Raw genomic sequence first — 17,099 nt, forward strand, 5'->3', positions numbered from 1 at the left:
CGTCGCCGCGAACAAGCGGCGCGAATTCAGAACAGGGTGGCAATCATGTGGACTTACATTGCGGAAACTCTCCAAGCGAATCCCCAACTCGCAATCTTCTTCACACTCGCGGCCGGCTATTGGATCGGAGCTCTGCGCTATGGCAGTTTCAGTCTCGGCGCAGTCACCGGAACGCTGCTTGCAGGCGTGGTGATCGGCCAGATCGGCATCGAGATTTCAGGCCAGGTGAAGTCGATCTTCTTCATCATGTTCCTGTTCGCGGTCGGCTTCGGCGTCGGGCCGCAGTTCGTTCGCGGGATAGCCACGGATGGTCTGCCACAGGCGATCTTCGCGGTGGTCATATCGGTTCTCTGTCTGCTGGTCGTCTATATCGCAGCGATCGTTGCGGGCTACGGCCCCGGCTTGGCGGCAGGCCTACTCGGAGGCGCTCAAACGATATCCGCGTCCATCGGCCTTGCGACGGATGCGATCAATAACTCGGGATTATCCCCGGAAGACGCAAAGGCTCAGGCCAACCTCATTCCGGTTGCCTATGCCATCACCTATCTGTTCGGAACGATCGGTACCGGCTGGATCCTCGCGTTTCTCGGGCCGAAAATGCTCGGCACGAACATTGCGGATGCCTGCAAGCGCTATGAGCGCGAAGTGCTTGCTGGCAGTTCGAAAGAGACAAGCATGATAAGCGCATGGCGGGCGCGCGAACTGCGTGCCTATCGCGTGCGGGAAAACGGCGTTGCGGTCGGCAAGACCATCAAGGACGTCGAGGACATGGCGTCTGCCAGGGGCGAACGGCTGTTCGTCGAGCGCCTTCGCCAGAACGGTGCCATCATTGACTTTGCGCCAGACACGGTGCTTCAGGCCGGCGACGTCGTCGGCGTGTCCGGCCGCCGCGAGGTGCTGGTCAAGGTACTTGGACAGGGCGAGGAAATTGAGGATCGCGAGCTCCTCGATATTCCCGTCGAAGGCGTTGACGTGCTGATAACATCCAAGGTGCTTGACGGCCGCGACCTGATTTCGATCGCGAAAGACCCCGCGAGCCGCGGCGTCTACCTCAACTCGATCAAACGCGGATCCATGTCGGTCAACATTCCAGTCATGCCCAAGACCCAAATTCAACGCGGGGATATCGTACGCGTGACCGGTTCGAAGGACAACGTGGAGCGCTTCATCAAGGAATTCGGTTTCGCCGACCGACCGCAGACAATCACCAACATGATACTTGTCGGATTGGCGATCATGATCGGAGGTCTCGTCGGGTCCCTTGTCCTACCGGTCGGTGGCGTACCGATTACGCTCAGCACTTCGGGCGGGGCCCTGATTGCCGGCATCATTGTGGGCTGGCTTCGGACCGTAAAACCTCAGATCGGAAACGTTCCGGCGCCGACGCTGTGGTTCATGAACTCAGTCGGCCTCAACGTCTTCATCGCCATCGTCGGCATCAGCTCCGGTCCGACCTTCATCGCAGGGCTTAAGGAAGCAGGCTTCGGCCTGTTCTTCTGGGGAATATTTGCGACCTCTGTGCCCATGATGCTTGCTCCATGGATCGGCAAGTACATCTTCAAGTTCGATGACGCGATCAATCTCGGCTGCTGTGGCGGCGCCCGTACATCAACAGCTTCGGTGGCAATGGTCGGTGAACAGGCCCAGAGCGACGTTCCGATGCTCGGCTATACGGTTCCCTACGCCGTCAGCAACACGCTCCTGACCCTATGGGGCCTTATCATTGTCCTGATGATCATGTGATCGGGGACGGAAGCCTCTCGACTGAATGCAGTCATCCGGCACAATGCCGGATGATCTTCTTTATAGAAATGGACTTGGCCGGCATGCCCAGAGTCCCGCAAGAGGGCCAAACAAGTAATACTGTTTTTGGGGGGACGCAGAATGGAACTAATAAAGTCCTTTTTCGACGCCTCTGCGATTAGCGTTCTTTTCGTCTGCGTGGCGCTCGGTTTCGCCATCGGCCGCATCAAGGTCGGCGGAATACCGATCGGCGGCATCCCGGGCACCTTGTTTGCGGCCATTATCGTCGGCCAGATTGGCGTCGATGTCGATGCCAACATCAAGACCCTTGCGTTCGCCCTGTTCATCTATTCGCTCGGATATGTCAGCGGCCCCAGCTTCGTCGCCAGTCTCGGACGAAGCACGCTCAACCTGGTTCACCTCTCCATCGTCGCCAGTCTCCTGATCTTCGCGACCATCTGGTCATTCGCCCAGATTTTCGGTCTCGACAAGGGGACCGCCGCGGGCCTGCTCGCGGGAGGAATCACGGAATCGGCGGCCGTCGGAACGGCTTCGGAGGCTCTCGCCAATCTCGGACTCCCGGCTGCCGACGTACAGGCGATGCAGGCGAATATCGGGGTTGCCTATGCCATCACCTATCTTTTCGGTTTTACGCTTGTCGTCTTTTTCGTCAGCGTCATTGCCCCGAAGATGATGGGGGTCGACCTCAAATCGGAAGCCGCGGAATATGCGAGCGCGCTCGGAAGCACGGACGATGACCTTGGCCCGATGCAGGAAGCCGCCCTCAGAGGTGTCGTCGCACGGGCGTATCAGGTGACCCGGCCGGAAATCGAGGATATTGACGTCGAAACCTTCGAAGGCAAGTTCAAAGGGTTCGTGACCATCCAGCGCATTGTCCGCCGAGGCCGTCAACTCGAGCCCTCCAAGGATCAAAGACTTGCCTTGGGTGACCGGATCGCCCTTCTCGGCCGTCTCGATGAACTGCTCGAAGCCGGTGAGTTCGTGGGTGTCGAGACAACCGACCTGCGCGGCTTGGATCTCATCAGCGAGACCAGGACCGTCGTGCTGACGAACCAGGATTTCATCGGCGAGACCATCATGGCGGTCCGATCCAGGATCGACCCGGACTCCCGCCGCGGCGTTCATGTCGTCAAGATTTCCCGTTCCGGGCAAACCCTCAGGCCACGCGCGAGAATGAAGCTCGAAGCCGGCGACGTCGTCAGCCTGTACGGAACACCCGATGCGCTCGACGGAGTGGTGCCCCTGGTCGGTTATGCCGTGGACCAGGGCATTGCCGTCGACTACGTCTATCTCGGCCTGGGCATGATCGCCGGTATCCTGATCGGCATGATCACGGTCCCGATCGCAGGCGCGCCGGTCGCCCTGCATACTGGCGGCGGCTGTCTCATTTCCGGGCTTCTTTTCGGCTGGCTCCGGTCGCGTCACCCGAGATTCGGTGGTCTGCCGCCGGCAACGGCCCTGCATCTGCGCGATTTCGGCCTTGCCATTTTCATCGCCTGCGTCGGTCTGGGAACCGGCCCCCAGGCCTGGGCACTCCTAAAGGCACAGGGAGCGCTGCTTCCGGTGCTGTCGGTCTGCTCCGTCCTCATCCCCATCATCGCGTCGATGTATTATGCGCGCTATGTGCTGAAGTTGAACCCAGCGGTCATCTGCGGTGCCCTGGCTGGTTGCTTCACTTGTACCGCGGGGCTCAACGCAACGGTGCAAGCGGCCGAAAACGAAACGCCGGTCCTCGGATACACGGTGCCTTATGCCATCGCCAACGTCATCCTGACTCTGCTCGGCCCGGTTATCGTTCTGACAGTCTGATCCGTTCCACCCATATTAAAACTGTTCAGCCGGCGCCCCTGGAGAAGCGCCGGCCGGACTTCTTCCGTAGCGAACGTTCGCTATCCGGTGATGGTTTCGCCCTTGGATGCCTGAAAGGCTTGGACGTAGCCGCGCGCGATGGTGCGGACGGCACGTCCGATCTGAGAATAGGCTTCATCGTTCAGATTGGCGAAAGACACCCGGGCCGACCAGTTCGGCGCGGCAAATCCCGAACCGTTCAGCAATACGATCCCGTGGTCTTCCGCAAGCCGGAAGGGGATGTCGAGCGGGTGAATGTTTTCCTTCACCCATGTCACCACATCTTCGCCGACGTATTTCCGTAGCCAGAACTCCAGATCGATGATCCCGTAGTAATGATCGAAATATTTGCCGGGATGGGATTCGATCCCCATGCCCTCGATCAGTTTGTGGAACCGCTTGGTGCAGATCGAGATGCAGGCGTTCTGGTAGAGTTTGTCAGCATCCATCATTTCGACGAGGCCGAAGAGTGTCATCATCACCTGCTGGGGCAATGACAACCCCGCGGTATGGTTTAGCGCCACATCCCGGCTGTCGGCCACAATGCGATCAATGAACTTCAATTCCCGCGGAGCCGGCGTCATCGGCTTGTAGCGCTTGTCGAGGAGCTGCTGGATCTCTTCCGAATGCGCCTTGATCTTCTCGTCGAAGATATTGTCCTGGGCAACAGCGATCACCCCCAACCGCCAGCCGGTGCAGCCGAAATACTTGGAATAGGAATAAACCCCTATGGTGTTCCGCGGGAGGTGCCCGAGGACGGATTCGAACCCAGGGACGAATGTTCCATAGACATCGTCGGTCAGAATGATCAGGTCGGGACGCTTCGTATTCACGAAATTCACCAGGCGCCGGATGGAATCCGGATCCATCGCCGCAGCGGAGGGGTTCCCGGGATTGACCAGGAACAACGCCTTGACTTTCGGATCCTCGAGAACCGTCAGGTCCTCGTCGCTGAACTGGAACTTGTCTTCCTGCTCGGCGTTCATGCGGCCCACATGCAGTCCGTAGTCCTCCAGCTCGGGCATTTCCAGGTAGGGCGTGAAGATAGGCGTTCCGAGCGCGATCATGTCGCCGTCGTTGAGGAGCCGCTGGTTCTTCAATGCCTTGAAGATGTAGCACATTGCAGCCGTGCCGCCCTCGACCGGATAGAGATCGTATTTAACGTCGGGGCGGTGACCGGCACACATCGACCACATCAGATACTCGTGCGTGATGATCTCGTTGTGATGAAGGGCCCGATCGGGAACTGGATAATTGTCGCCAATGATGGAGTCGGTCAGTTCATGCATGAAGGCATCGGGATCGAAGCCGAATTTCAGGATGGCGAAATCGACCGCATCCGAGAGCGTTTGCGCAGGGGGAACCCCTTCCTCTTCCACCCAGTCGGCCAGTTGCGACTGCAACTGCTTCTTGATCCACTTCTTGAAACGCAAATGTGCGCCGTCGCGCGCCGGCATTCCACCAACCCCGGCCTGCGGATCGTAAGAGGTCAGCTTGGACTCCGTCAGCGCGAACTGGCCGAGCAGGAAAAACGCTTCGCGGGCGCGAGTTGCAATCCAGTTCGGGTTCCCGCGCCCCGCATTCAAAAACGCTCTCTGCGATTTTTCCGAACCGGTTCGTGCGAGCTTGATCAGTTCGTCCTTGATCTCAAACGGGCTGAGATCGGAAAGGCTATCAAAATAGTCCCTCGTCAGCATAATCTTTCCTCCTCATTGACCTCTTCTTCTGAAAAAACAGTCGATGTTTCATCTGCATCGCCGCGAGGACGGCTTGAAGCCATTCGAGAGAGCGCGCTGATGCCCCCAAAGTCCGAACCGCACCCATTTTCAGTCCGCCAAGTATTCCAGACCCATTGTTCCGGGCGCCCGGGCAATGTGCCAGGCCGGTTTTGTTGCATTCATTCCGATTATGATTTCCCCACCAGATCTGCCCCGCGCGCATGAGGGTTTATCCATGGCCACGCCGTCTGCAATTTATTCGCCTGGACGCGATGCGACCGAATTTGATTGGAACGCAGCCGGCAAATACCCCTCAATTAAGCGGGCGGAGGTGCCCAATTCAGGAAAAAGCCGATATCGCCGGGAATGCCGCCCGGGAAGTCGATGACCATCGCCTTCAACTTGTAGCCCTGCGGCTTGCCGAATTTCTGATAGCGCTCAAAGAATTCCTTCGCCTTGCCCTGCAAGGTATCCGTCCAATTTGGGTCACTGTTGTTGATCGCACGGCCCTGATCGGTGCAAAGGGTCGAGGGAAAACTGTAGACTAAGGCTTCAAGCTTGCCGTTCTTGACCGCGTTCATCACCAGGTTTCGAACTATGGAGATTTCTTCCTCGGTCACGTGATTTTGCAGAAAATCCTCGGTGAACCTGGCAAGCTTCTCCTCGGCAGCTTTCGCCGCCTTTCGTTCCTCCTCCATTTTTTCCATCTCCTTCTGGAGCATGGTCATCCGGAGTTGGTCCGCAGACATCGGCATTTCGGTTGCGTCCTCTGCCATAGGTCCATACCTTATTCTGAATTCTGTTCAGAACTGATAAACCAAATCCCCGGACGGACAGTGTAACTTACCGTAACGTTCGCCGGCGAACTTGACGCGCCGCAGCAAGATCCTGAGAAAATTTTCCTAATTATATACTTGACGTACCAAGGCGTATTTTGTACCTTGGGATCAAGGAGCTAATGCGATGTTCGATCTGACCAACGAGATTTACCAAGACGCCAACAAGGCCCGTGAGCATCTTGAGGTCATCCATTGGCCGCATGGTCCGAACTGCCCGCATTGCGGCAATGCCGATCCCAAGCGCATTACCAAGCTCAAGGGCAAGTCCACCCGCCCCGGCGTCTTCAAGTGCAATGAATGCCGCAAGCCCTTTTCCGTGACTGTCGGCACCGTCTTTGAGCGTTCCAAGATCCCGCTGAACAAGTGGGTTCTCGCCACCCACCTGATGGCCGCTTCCAAAAAGGGCATGTCCGCCCACCAGCTGCACCGCATGCTTGGCGTTACCTACAAAACCGCATGGTTCATGGCCCATCGCATTCGTGAAGCCATGCAGGAGACCGGCAACGATGCTGGCCCCATGGGCGGCGAAGGCAAGACCATCGAAGCCGACGAGATGTATCACGGCAAGCGTGAGACGCCCCGTCAGTACGCCCGTGGCCGCAAGCCTAACCCGGTCAAGTCCGGCAAGGCCGGCGGCGCACAGAAGCGTGTGATCGTCGGTCTGGTCGAGCGTGGCGGCAAAGCCCGCATGTTCCATGTGAACAACGCCACCAAGGCGTCAGTTCGTGACGCGCTGGTCCGCAACGTATCCCGCGATACGACGCTCTACACCGACGAGTCCCGCCTTTACACCGACACCGGCAAGGAATACGCGGACCACAGGACCGTGAAGCACTCCGCAAAGGAATACGCCCGTCGCGAAGGCGAGACCGTCGTGCACACCAACACGATTGAGAACGTCTTCTCCGTCTTCAAGCGCGGCATGGTCGGTGTGTACCAGCATTGCGGCGAAGCCCACCTTCACCGCTACCTTGCCGAATTCGATTTCCGCTACAATCGCCGCGCTGCCCTAAAGGTATCCGATGCGGAGCGTGCCGAAGATTGCCTTCGCATGGCACGTGGCAAGCGTCTTACCTATCGGCGGATTGACGAAGCCGCGCACGCCTAAGCAGAAGGCGGCAAAATTAAAGATGATGAGACGCAGCAAGCGAATCTGCTAGTCTTCTTGATTATGGAGAACCGGCCCGCAATACCTGCTGATGTCAAACGGCGCGTCCTTGTAGAGGCCGGGCACCGTTGTGCAATTCCCACTTGCCGTTACATCGAGGTCGATATTCACCACATTGTCTCGTGGGCGCAATGTCAGGCGCACGAGTACGACAATCTCATCGCCCTCTGCCCTAACTGCCATAGGCGCGCCGATAAAGGGGAGATTGATCGTAAGAGCCTGCGAATCTATAAATTCAACTTGCGACTTGCTCACGATAAATTCTCCAACCTTGAGATGGACATTCTGTTCGAATTGAGAAAGCTACCAGCCGGGCGGGGGCTCCATTGGCCCCCCTTCAATATGCTGCTGATCAAACGCGTAATTGATGCTGGATATATACGTGTTCACCAACCTCAAGACGGCGGTGTGTTTATTGGCGGAATGAGATCCGACCCAGACCTACTCACAATCACTCAGTCCGGCTCAAAATTCTTAGAATCATTAGGCATGGAACGAGATTGATCTGTACTATCCCTACCGTAGCCGCCCTCTTCTTTCTTTTTCTGATCAGGCGGCGTCTTGAGCATCCGCTTTAGGATCTCGTCGCCATCCTTTTGATTCGTGTTGACGGCTGGCTGGTCGTCTTTCTTGTCAACACCCATCACGTTTCGCCCTTGCATATCCACACGCCTTCCGCGCAAACGCGGGTTCACTGTTGCTACCGACAGTAGACAGGGAACAGAATACTTGTGCTGACGCGACGGGAGCGGACGATTCGGGGATAGCAGCCCCATAAATCACCCGCTCGCCATCTGGCCCGTTAGCTGGCGCTACCCGCTATGGGTGCCCTTGGAGCCGCCGTCGAGGCTCCATTGTAGTGGGGGCGGCTTGGTGCTGGTCTAGGATTCCGAGCCTCGGGTCCAGTGGGTTCAATTCCCACCGCCTCCACCGTTCGCCACTCTACTCCGAGAGTGAAATTTTCCAAGTCTTGACTTTCCTAAACGACCAGCCTGTCACGCTCGGGAATCATGCACTTTCCGATCTTGGTACGTCAAGTATATAATTAGGAAAATTTTCGGACCGCAGCTTCTCCAGTGCCGTGGAGGTTAGTGATGACTTGGTGTAAAGGTCAGGATCTCCCAACGCCCTTGGCGGTGGCGGAATACTGGGTCGACATCTGGCAACGAAACGTCCTCTTCCTCGATACGATGCGCAAACGCGCAACTCAGTACGAGGAGCATGCGGCCGCAACCGCCCCCACGTGCTTGATTACGCGGTCGAACTGATCCTGGACGGGCGGACCCTCGATCGGCCAGTCAACTACCTGCTGACACGGGTTGTTCCTCCGTGCGGGTTTGAAACCAACCCGTCGAAACGCCCCTTCGTCATCGTCGATCCGCGCGCCGGACATGGTCCCGGCATCGGTGGCTTCAAGGCCGACAGCGAGATCGGCGTCGCCATGAAAGCCGGACACCCGGCCTATTTCATCGGTTTCCTGCCCGATGCCGTACCGGGACAGACCATCCTCGATATCGTTGCCGCCGAAGCTAGGTTCCTAGAGGAGGTTATCGCCCGCCACCCGGACGCTGACGGAAATCCATGCGTTATCGGCAACTGTCAAGCCGGCTGGGCCGTGATGATCGTGGCTGCGCTGCGCCCTGAACTATTCGGTCCGATCATCATTGCGGGCACGCCGCTGTCTCACTGGGCAGGCGCCCGCGGCCAGTATCCGATGCGCTACACGGGCGGACTTCTCGGAGGGTCGTGGCTCACCGCACTTGCCGGCGACTTGGGCGCCGGTACGTTCGACGGTGCCGCCCTCGTGCAGAACTTCGAGAACCAGAACCCGGCCAACACCTTCTGGACCAAGCAATACAACCTCTGGTCCAGGATCGATACCGAACCCGAACGATATCTGCAGTTCGAGAAATGGTGGGGCGGCCACATCACGCTGAATGCGGAGGAAATGCAATGGATCGTCGACGAGTTGTTTGTCGGCAACCACCTCGCCTCCGGCAATATCCGCACGCCGGATGGCACCGCCATCGACCTTCGCTCGATCCGCTCACCTATCGTTGTATTCTGTTCCAAAGGGGACAACATCACCCCGCCGCAGCAAGCACTCGACTGGATTCTCGACGTCTATGACAGCGTTGACGACATACGTGCCTGGGGTCAGACGATCGTCTATGCCGTACACGACAAGGTCGGTCATCTCGGCATCTTCGTTTCTGCCGGGGTCGCCCGCAAGGAACACGATGAACTCGCTTCGAACATCGACCTGATCGATGTCCTGCCCCCGGGCCTCTATGAAGCCGTTCTAACCCCGAAGGGCGAAGCCGTCGACAATCCGGACCTCGTCACCGGTGAATGGGTCATGCGCTGCGAAGCCCGCACACTGGACGACATCCGTGCACTCGGCGGGAATGACCTCAGCGATGAACGCAAGTTCGCTTCCGCCGCCCGGCTTTCGGAAATCAACCTGTCCCTCTACCGCGCATTCGCCCAACCGTTCGTCCGCGCCGCCGTCAACCCGCAACTGGCCGGAGCGATACGCCGCCTGCATCCCCTGCGGCTTTCCTACGAGATGTTCGGTGCGAGCAACCCATTCCTGGCCTGGGTCGAGAGCGCCGCGGAAACGGTCCGCGCCGACCGCCGTCCCACCGCCACCGACAACCCATTGATGAAAATACAGGCATTGACCTCGCAACACATCGATGACGGCTTAGAAGCCATTCGAAAAAGCGCTGAGAGGATCTCCGAGGACGCGTTTCATGCCATCTACGGCGTGCCGACGCTGCAAGCGGCCCTCGGCATCGACACAACCTCTCAGAAGCGTCCGCGGAAAGCCGCGCGGAGCAAGCTGCACGAGGCACTGGTCGAACGGCGCGTTGAAACTCTCAAGAAAAGCCTGACACGCGGCAGTCTTGCCGAAGGGCTGGTCCGGGCACTCCTCTGGGTCGGCATGGCCCGCAAAAGCGTCGATGAACGCGGCTTCGCCGCAATCATCCGGCTGCGCGAAACACACCCAGCAAGCCGGCAGATGCCGTTGAGCGATTTCAAGGCGCTGATCAAGGAACAATTCCTCATGCTGATCATCGACGAGGAAGCCGCGCTGGCTGCGCTTCCGGACCTCATGCCGGAGCCGGAAGAAGTGCGGCGCCAGGCCTTCGCCGTTCTGCGTGATATTCTCGAAGCATCCGGCAGCCTCGATGGCGCGATTTCGGAACGGATGCAACGGGTCGCCGGCCTCTTCGGGATCGATCCGGCGCTTTCGTCAGAAAAGGCAAAGCCGCCTCCCCGGCAATCCAGTGCGGGACGCGGTCGTTCATGCGCGCGGAAAGGGCCGTCAAAAGCGACCTCAAGACGACCATGAAAGCCGCCCTGCAACCCGATGCCGCCGCCGACTTGATTGAGGCGGGCTCTGTCATCCTCGTCGGTGGTTTCATGCGCGTCGGGGCGCCGCACCGGTTGCTGGATGCCATCCGGAACGTGGTATCGGCGGCCTCACGGCCGTCTGCAACGAACTGTGCACCCCGGACAAGGGCTCGGCAAACTCGTTGCGTCAGGCCAGGTGACACGGGCAATTGTTTCCCACATCGGCCTGAACCCTCTGGCTCAGAAAAATGCTGGCAGGCAAAATGGACCTCGAGCTGGTAGCGCAGGAGCCCCTGGTCGAGCGGATCCGAGCGGGAGGCTTCGGTCTCGGCGGAATTTTGACCGCGACCGGACTCGGCACGCCTGTCGAGGGCGACAAGCAGGTCATCGAGGTGGACGGTCGGAAATTCCTCCTGAAGAAGCCAATCCGCGGCAATTTCTCCCTTCTTGCATGCCATCATGCCGACTACACGGGAAATCTTGCCTATCTGCTGACCGCACACAACTTCAACCCGGTCATAGCGCTTTCCGGCAAAGCCGTGATTGCCGAGGCGGAGCATATCTACCCGTGGGCATGATCTCGCCGGATCACGTGAAGACGCCCGGCATGGTCGTCGACTACCTGCCTGGCGGGCTGCAGGTCGACGAGCGCAGGTATCCTGCGAATTGGATGGTGCCCGGAATGGGCGGTGCCATGGACCTGGTCGCCGGCGCCAACAAAGTGATCGTAGCCATGATCCACACGGCAAAGCCCCCCAAGATCGTGCCGGAATGCACTCTGCCCCTGATGGTCCGGCTGCGCGTGACGCTTATCGTGACCGAACCCGCCGTCATCGAGCCGACGGATCAGGGCCTTGTCCTGCGTGAACGCGCCCCGAGAATAGAAACCTCCCCCCCCCCTGGAACAAACCTCCGCCCGTCTGATCATCGGCCAGAACGTTCCCGAAATGCAGCTCGCCCCTTGGGGGCGTCCGGCGGAAGTCTAGCCGCCAGTCAGAAAGGGACCGCAACGTCAGAGACACCTTTGAAAGGCGCGCAGGATCCCTCCAAATACGAGCGGCGAATCGAGAAGGCACGCGTTGCGCAATCCGCAAAAACATTGTCGCCCACCCTTGTGGCGAAACTTCCCTGCGCGGTGCGCTGCAAGCGGCAGCGGAAGGCCTGATCGACCCGATCCTTGTCGGCCCGGATACGAGGTGTGGCGGCAGAGTTCGGCCATGACGAAACCTTTTTCATCACCGACGCTTCAATCAACATCTTTCCCGACCTCGACGCCAAGCGCGACATCATCCAGAACGCCATCAACCTGTGGATTGCTTTCGCGGACGGAACGCCGAAAGTCGCGATCCTGTCCGCCGTGGAGACGGTGACGTCCACGATACCCTCGACCATCGAGGTAGCCGCTCTGTGCAAGATGGCCGACCGCGGCCGGATCACCGGCGGTCTGCTCGACGGGCCCCCTAGCCTTCTACAAGGCCATCGATCCGGAGGTCGCCCAGATCAAGGGCATCACATCACCGCTTGCAGGCCATGCCCAGATCCTGGTGGTGCCGAACCTTGAGGCCGGCAACATGCTGGCAAAGAACCTCACCTTTCTCGCCCATGCGGCTGCCGCCGGAAACGTGCTCGGCGCCCGCGTGCCCAACGTGCTCGCCTCCCGGGCGGATTCGGTACGCACCCGCCTCGCCTCCTACGCCATCGCCTCGCTCTACGCGGCGACCCGCCGCCAGGCGTTCACCGTCACGGCGATCTGAGAGATGGACGTCATCCTCGTCATCAATGCCGGTTCGTCGAGCCTCAAATTCCAGGTGTTCACGATCGCCGATGAAGAGCCGGAGCGACGGATCAAGGGGCAGATCGACGGTATGAGCGCCCATCCGAGATTGCATGCCGCAACGGCGGATGGCACCGACATCATCGAACAGATCTACACGATGGCCGAGTTCCCGGACCTGCCCGCAGCCACGCGTGAGCTGACGATCTGGCTGCACAACCTCGAAGGGTTTACGCTTCGAGCCATCGGTCACCGCATCGTCCATGGCGGTCCCGAATTCTCCGGTCCGATGCTGATAAACGAGGGCCGCAGCATCGATAGCACCATGGGCTTTCCGACACTTGACGGACTGAATAGTCCCGAGTTTCGTGGACATTCTCGAGTTACGTTTCCTGCTGTCGTTCGAACTCGACGGGCGACGGCATCCCGTTCCTGACGTGCTTGCGCTTCGGGTTGTAGAACATCTCGATGTAGGCGAACATGTCCTTCCTTGCCTTTTCGCGTGTTCGGTAGGTCCTGCGCCGTATCCTCTCGCGCTTGAGGAGATTGGAGAAGCTCTCCGCCACGGCATTGTCATGGCAGTTGCCGCGCCAGCTCATCTGGCCTCAAGCGCGACCTTGGCCGTGAACCGTCTGCGTGTCTTCATGCTGGATCGTCCTTTCCATCGGAAGGTCCACCTTAGCCAAGCCGCCAAACTGTCTCACAAGGCGGGACCGCCTCAATCAGAATGGACAGCCACACCCGCCCAACCGGCCACGCCGGGGCCACGGCGCCCCACCCCGACACCGCGAAATCCGGCCCCCACGCCGCCGCCTGGTCCGATCCAGTCTATGAAGAGCGCGGCCATTCCATCGCCCTCCGGCATTTCGCCTTCAATCAGCTTGTAGTGATAGACGAGATCGTTTCCCTCGACTTGCGGATCGAGGAGTTCGACGACAACCAAAGTGTTTGTCTCCTGGCCTGGCTGGAAAATAGACAAGGTCGCGTTTGGCGGATCTTCACCAAAATTGTCCTTCCCCGTCTTCCATTCCTCAAGATAGCCATCCATGGTCAGGTGCCCGGCAACCCGGACAGGCCGGTCGGAGAAGTAGAGCGTTTGCGGAGAGACATTGATCAGGCGCAGGGTTCCGGCGGCGGGATCGGCAGCGATCCCTGCCGATGTTTGAACGAACATGAGCTGGATCTTGGCATCGTCGGCAAGTGCTGGCCCAATCAGCACTCCGGAGCCAACCCCAATCGCCAAGAGGGCCTTCTTCCACGTTTTCAATTGGATGCTCCCTGATCAAAGAACAGCAAAAACTCGGCCCGTTGCCCGACAACGCCCCCTATTCCTTTGAGTATGCCGTAGAGGAGAGTGATTGTTTTCTCTTCACGCGCCAGTTTAGACGCTTTAATCTGAAATTCCGCATAATTACCTATTACCGGCAGGAGGCTCCATGGGACAAGCCGTTCCCCTCGTCCGTGCGATAGCCATGATGCCGACGCTGTCCTGGTTGGCGAGGCAAGGCTATTCGGTAGAGCAATTGCTAAAGCGTCATCAGCTCACGTCCGTTCTGTATTGCAGCCCCTTACGTCCAGTCCCTTTGACAAGGGTAGCAAACTTCCTGAAGGAAACTGCCGAAGCCGAAGGCCCCGACCTTCCCTTTCGGGTCGTCACGGAGGCAGATCCACTCGAGCTTGCCCAGATCGGTCGGGTGGCGCTCGGCGCGCGGACACCGCACGAAGCCATCACCCGGATTGCAAACGGGCTGCCCTATTACTGCTCACACGAGCTTTTGACGCTGGAAACGGTGGGTAGAGAGACCATCGTGCGACATGCCTACGGTGTCCGTTTCGATCCGGTCGCCGGACATCTGATGCTCCAGTATGCGGTCGCGGTGTTGGAACGGCTGTGCGGCATGGCCACGGCGACGCGGCCACGGCTGCGCCAACTGGAAGTACTGGCGCATCCGGAATTCGGGGTCGAACATCTGCTCCCCTGGCTTGGAGAGAGCATCATCACCAGCACAAACAAGCAGGCCATAACGGTCTGGATCCCGAGCGAGGTCGCCAATCGGAAGTTCGGCAAACGAACGCGCGACCGGTCAGGTGATCCGCTGTTTGCACATCTCAAGCCATTGCGGGGAGACGGCAGGTTCACCAGCTCGGTGCACGTTCTGGTGGCGGCGATGCTGGAAGACGGCGTTCCCACCGTGATGGATATCGCGCAGGCAGCCGGAATGAGTTCCCGCACGATGCAGCGGCGACTTCAGGAAGAGGGCCAGTCCTTCAAGCAGGTTCTCGATGCCGTTCGTCAGGAACAGGCAGAGCTTGAGCTCAAATCGAGCGGGGCTCCCATGTCTCAGGTCGCGGCAAGTCTGGGGTATCGCCGGCAAGCTTCACTCACGCGGTCGATGCGCCGCTGGACCGGCGTGTCCCCGATCGCTTATCGAAATCAGAGCGACTGAAAGGTCCCGGCTCATCCGCCATCCCTCCATTCTGAGTGTCGGATGAACAGCCAGACCCGCGACCTTCCCGTTTCATCATCAAGGAGATTTTTGAAATTTTGGCGCGTAGAGCGAAGTAAGGACTAACCAGACCGGTTACGCTGCGCAATCAAGTCCTTGGCAGGAAATCCTGGAGGAATGATGAGCCAGTTGCGCATATTTCTGTTGGCGGCTTTGTTCTCAGCCACCCCCGGGATTGTGTTGTCCGAGCCTGGTCCAGCGGCGACGACTTCAGAATGGGAGCGAACGCTTGAGGAGGCATATCTATACGCCTTCCCGATGCTTGTGGCCTACCAGGTCATGTATGACTACAACGTCGACAAGAACTCCGGTGCTTACATTGGCCCCTTCAACCAGATCCACAACGAAGCACGGGTCTATTCGCCGAAGGATACCGCTGTCAGCACGCCCAACAGCGACACGCCCTATTCCTTCGTGCAACTGGACCTGCGCGCCGAACCAATGGTGATCTGCCTGCCCAAGGTGGATCCGAAGCGCTATTACGACGTGCAGCTGACAGATATGTACACGTTCAACTTCGGCTACATGGGCAGCCGGACCACGGGCAGTGACGCGGGGTGCTACATGGTGGCCGGACCGGACTGGCCAGGGGACAAGCCGGACGGAATCGAAAGGGTCTTCCACAGCGAAACCCAATTCGCCTTCACCATCTTCCGGACACAGCTGTTCGATCCTTCCGACCTGCCGAACGTCAAGAAAGTGCAAGCCGGCTATTCGGTCACACCGCTCTCCAGGCATCTCGGCAAGCCTGCGCCGGAAGCGCCTGCCGCGATTGACTGGCCGCCGGCCAGCAAGGCGATGTTCGGCGACGAGTTTCCGAACTACCTGAATTTCCTGCTGCAATTCACGCCCGACAGCGCAGTCCCGCTATCCGAAAAAGCACTGCGTGAGAGGTTTGCAAAAGTCGGCATCGAAAAGGGCAGGACATTCGATGCCGCGAAGCTCCCGCCCGAGCAGCAGCAGGCGCTCACTTCCGCGATCAAGGCGGCAACCGCGAAGATTGGCGCAACCGCCGGCACCGTCGGCGCGAGGGTCAACGGCTGGCAGATCGGAGCGGCGGCCGGGAGCCGGGAGTTCTTCAACGGCAATTGGGCGCTGAGAGCGGCCGGATCAAAGCTTGGCATCTATGGAAACAGTGAGGACGAGGCTGTCTATCCCTTCACGCGCGCAGATACCAACCTTGTTCCGCTCGACGGCAGTCAGCATAACTACACGCTGACCTTCCCGGCCGGGCAGCTTCCTCCTGTCAACGCCTTCTGGTCGGTGACGATGTACGACGGCCGCACCCAGCTTTTAATCGACAATCCGATCGATCGCTACCTGATCAACGCGCCGATGCTGCCCGATCTCAAGAAAAACCCGGACGGGTCGCTGACCCTCTACATCCAGCACGACAGTCCCGGAAAGCAGCGCGAGGCAAACTGGCTGCCTGCTCCGGACGGGCCGATGTTCGTGGTCATGCGGCTCTACTGGCCGAAGACCGAACCTCCGTCGGTGCTGCCACTGGGCGACGGCACCTGGTCACCGCCGGGGATCGAGCCGGTCAGCAATTCCCGAGCAGACAACGTCACCCGTTTCGGCGACAAGTCCCTTGAGACCGTGATCCGCACGGATCAGCGATATGGTGGAGATCCCTTCTTTCAGGGGCCTCGCGGCTGGCCCTATTGGAACCTGCTGGAATACCCCAAACCCATTCAGAACCCCAATCTTTGGCCCGACGCTCAGTCGACCTATTTCCTGTCGAGGTTTGATCTGCCGCCGCGCAGCACGCTGACCCTGAGAGGAGAGTTCCCGCGGGCACGCTATTTCAAATTCGCGCTCTACAAGGCCGAGGGCGGCACCTTCGTGTCCATCGGTGAGGATATCGCCGGGTGGAACATCGCCCCCGATCCGGGCTCGACCAATCCTTTCGTGGTCGGGAACAATCGCCTTCTGGAACCGCGCGACTATACCGTCAGCATCGTGGCGCGGGATGCTCCCGCAAAGCCTGAAGATCGCGCACCGAACACGCTCTATGCCGGAAGCCATGGCGGCGACCTGCAACTCGTCACCCGCATCTATCTGTCGGACGCGGGCAGCGACGGAGCGGGGTGGGCGCCCTCGGCGTCGGCCGTCCGCCGA

General features: G+C 59.2%; 11 protein-coding genes and 4 pseudogenes. 10 read left to right on the forward strand and 5 right to left on the reverse strand.

Going from position 1 to position 17,099, the window contains the following annotated elements; all coding sequences use genetic code 11:
- Positions 1-45: 45 nt before the first annotated feature.
- Together aspT (LC062_RS19650) and aspT (LC062_RS19655) are read left to right on the forward strand one after the other, a co-directional pair.
- On the forward strand, positions 46-1,743 hold the full coding sequence (gene aspT, locus LC062_RS19650; protein ID WP_224912712.1) for an aspartate-alanine antiporter: 1,698 nt from the start codon (positions 46-48) through the stop codon (positions 1,741-1,743).
- A 141-nt stretch (positions 1,744-1,884) separates the two neighbouring features.
- Entirely contained in the window at positions 1,885-3,573 is a 1,689-nt protein-coding gene (aspT, locus tag LC062_RS19655) for an aspartate-alanine antiporter (RefSeq protein WP_224912713.1), read from the forward strand.
- 80 nt (positions 3,574-3,653) lie between these two features.
- Here the strand turns inward: aspT (LC062_RS19655) and LC062_RS19660 are convergent, their stop codons facing one another.
- Together LC062_RS19660 and LC062_RS19665 are read right to left on the reverse strand one after the other, a co-directional pair.
- Positions 3,654-5,309, reverse strand: coding sequence for a bifunctional aspartate transaminase/aspartate 4-decarboxylase (locus tag LC062_RS19660; RefSeq protein ID WP_224912714.1), 1,656 nt, complete (start codon positions 5,307-5,309; stop codon positions 3,654-3,656).
- Between the two features lie 338 nt (positions 5,310-5,647).
- Entirely contained in the window at positions 5,648-6,058 is a 411-nt protein-coding gene (locus LC062_RS19665; protein WP_404829756.1) for a histidine kinase, read from the reverse strand.
- Positions 6,059-6,293: 235 nt separating this feature from the next.
- On the opposite strand from LC062_RS19665, the gene LC062_RS19670 reads away from it, so the two are divergent.
- Together LC062_RS19670 and LC062_RS21595 are read left to right on the forward strand one after the other, a co-directional pair.
- Complete coding sequence (locus LC062_RS19670) at positions 6,294-7,277, forward strand: IS1595 family transposase (protein ID WP_224912716.1); 984 nt, start codon at positions 6,294-6,296, stop codon at positions 7,275-7,277.
- Between the two features lie 63 nt (positions 7,278-7,340).
- The gene (locus LC062_RS21595; RefSeq protein WP_224912754.1) at positions 7,341-7,841 is read left to right on the forward strand and encodes an HNH endonuclease; all 501 of its coding nucleotides are present in this window, start codon (positions 7,341-7,343) and stop codon (positions 7,839-7,841) included.
- Here LC062_RS21595 and LC062_RS19680 read toward each other — a convergent pair.
- Positions 7,793-7,981, reverse strand: a complete 189-nt coding sequence (locus LC062_RS19680) for a hypothetical protein (RefSeq protein ID WP_224912769.1) — start codon at positions 7,979-7,981, stop codon at positions 7,793-7,795. The two genes, LC062_RS21595 and LC062_RS19680, sit on opposite strands and share 49 nt — an antisense overlap.
- A gap of 450 nt (positions 7,982-8,431) precedes the next feature.
- On the opposite strand from LC062_RS19680, the pseudogene LC062_RS19685 reads away from it, so the two are divergent.
- The 4 genes and pseudogenes from LC062_RS19685 to LC062_RS19705 all read left to right on the forward strand — a co-directional run bounded on the left by LC062_RS19685 (position 8,432) and on the right by LC062_RS19705 (position 12,907).
- A pseudogene (locus LC062_RS19685) lies at positions 8,432-10,695 on the forward strand (DUF3141 domain-containing protein).
- 265 nt (positions 10,696-10,960) lie between these two features.
- A complete protein-coding gene (locus LC062_RS19690; RefSeq protein WP_263625823.1) occupies positions 10,961-11,275 on the forward strand; it encodes a CoA-transferase in 315 nt (104 codons plus the stop codon).
- Positions 11,276-11,721: 446 nt separating this feature from the next.
- Positions 11,722-12,451 (forward strand): annotated as a pseudogene (locus LC062_RS19700) (phosphate acyltransferase).
- A 3-nt stretch (positions 12,452-12,454) separates the two neighbouring features.
- On the forward strand, positions 12,455-12,907 hold the full coding sequence (locus LC062_RS19705) for a hypothetical protein (protein ID WP_224912718.1): 453 nt from the start codon (positions 12,455-12,457) through the stop codon (positions 12,905-12,907).
- Here the strand turns inward: LC062_RS19705 and LC062_RS19710 are convergent.
- Positions 12,855-13,070: pseudogene (locus tag LC062_RS19710) on the reverse strand (IS3 family transposase); the annotation flags it as partial. The gene LC062_RS19705 and the pseudogene LC062_RS19710 sit on opposite strands and share 53 nt — an antisense overlap.
- Positions 13,071-13,189: 119 nt before the next feature.
- A complete protein-coding gene (locus LC062_RS19715) occupies positions 13,190-13,738 on the reverse strand; it encodes a hypothetical protein (protein WP_224912719.1) in 549 nt (182 codons plus the stop codon).
- 169 nt (positions 13,739-13,907) lie between these two features.
- Between LC062_RS19715 and LC062_RS19720 the strand changes: the two genes are divergently transcribed.
- Positions 13,908-14,918 carry a helix-turn-helix domain-containing protein gene (locus LC062_RS19720; protein WP_224912720.1) on the forward strand — a complete coding sequence of 337 codons (1,011 nt, stop codon included), beginning with the start codon at positions 13,908-13,910 and terminating at the stop codon, positions 14,916-14,918.
- A 177-nt stretch (positions 14,919-15,095) separates the two neighbouring features.
- Positions 15,096-16,526 (forward strand): annotated as a pseudogene (locus LC062_RS21600) (DUF1254 domain-containing protein); the annotation flags it as partial.
- Between the last annotated feature and the right edge of the window lie 573 nt (positions 16,527-17,099).

This window comes from Stappia indica, assembly GCF_020177335.1.
GTDB lineage: Bacteria > Pseudomonadota > Alphaproteobacteria > Rhizobiales > Stappiaceae > Stappia > Stappia indica_B.

What these genes read in the sequence shown, in the direction of transcription:
- aspT (WP_224912712.1), top strand. Translation starts at nt 46, where the DNA reads ATGTGGACTTACATTGCGGAAACTCTCCAAGCGAATCCCCAACTCGCA.
- aspT (WP_224912713.1), top strand. Translation starts at nt 1,885, where the DNA reads ATGGAACTAATAAAGTCCTTTTTCGACGCCTCTGCGATTAGCGTTCTT.
- LC062_RS19660 (WP_224912714.1), bottom strand. Translation starts at nt 5,309, where the DNA reads ATGCTGACGAGGGACTATTTTGATAGCCTTTCCGATCTCAGCCCGTTT.
- LC062_RS19665 (WP_404829756.1), bottom strand. Translation starts at nt 6,058, where the DNA reads ATGACCATGCTCCAGAAGGAGATGGAAAAAATGGAGGAGGAACGAAAG.
- LC062_RS19670 (WP_224912716.1), top strand. Translation starts at nt 6,294, where the DNA reads ATGTTCGATCTGACCAACGAGATTTACCAAGACGCCAACAAGGCCCGT.
- LC062_RS21595 (WP_224912754.1), top strand. Translation starts at nt 7,341, where the DNA reads ATGGAGAACCGGCCCGCAATACCTGCTGATGTCAAACGGCGCGTCCTT.
- LC062_RS19680 (WP_224912769.1), bottom strand. Translation starts at nt 7,981, where the DNA reads ATGGGTGTTGACAAGAAAGACGACCAGCCAGCCGTCAACACGAATCAA.
- LC062_RS19690 (WP_263625823.1), top strand. Translation starts at nt 10,961, where the DNA reads ATGGACCTCGAGCTGGTAGCGCAGGAGCCCCTGGTCGAGCGGATCCGA.
- LC062_RS19705 (WP_224912718.1), top strand. Translation starts at nt 12,455, where the DNA reads ATGGACGTCATCCTCGTCATCAATGCCGGTTCGTCGAGCCTCAAATTC.
- LC062_RS19720 (WP_224912720.1), top strand. Translation starts at nt 13,908, where the DNA reads ATGGGACAAGCCGTTCCCCTCGTCCGTGCGATAGCCATGATGCCGACG.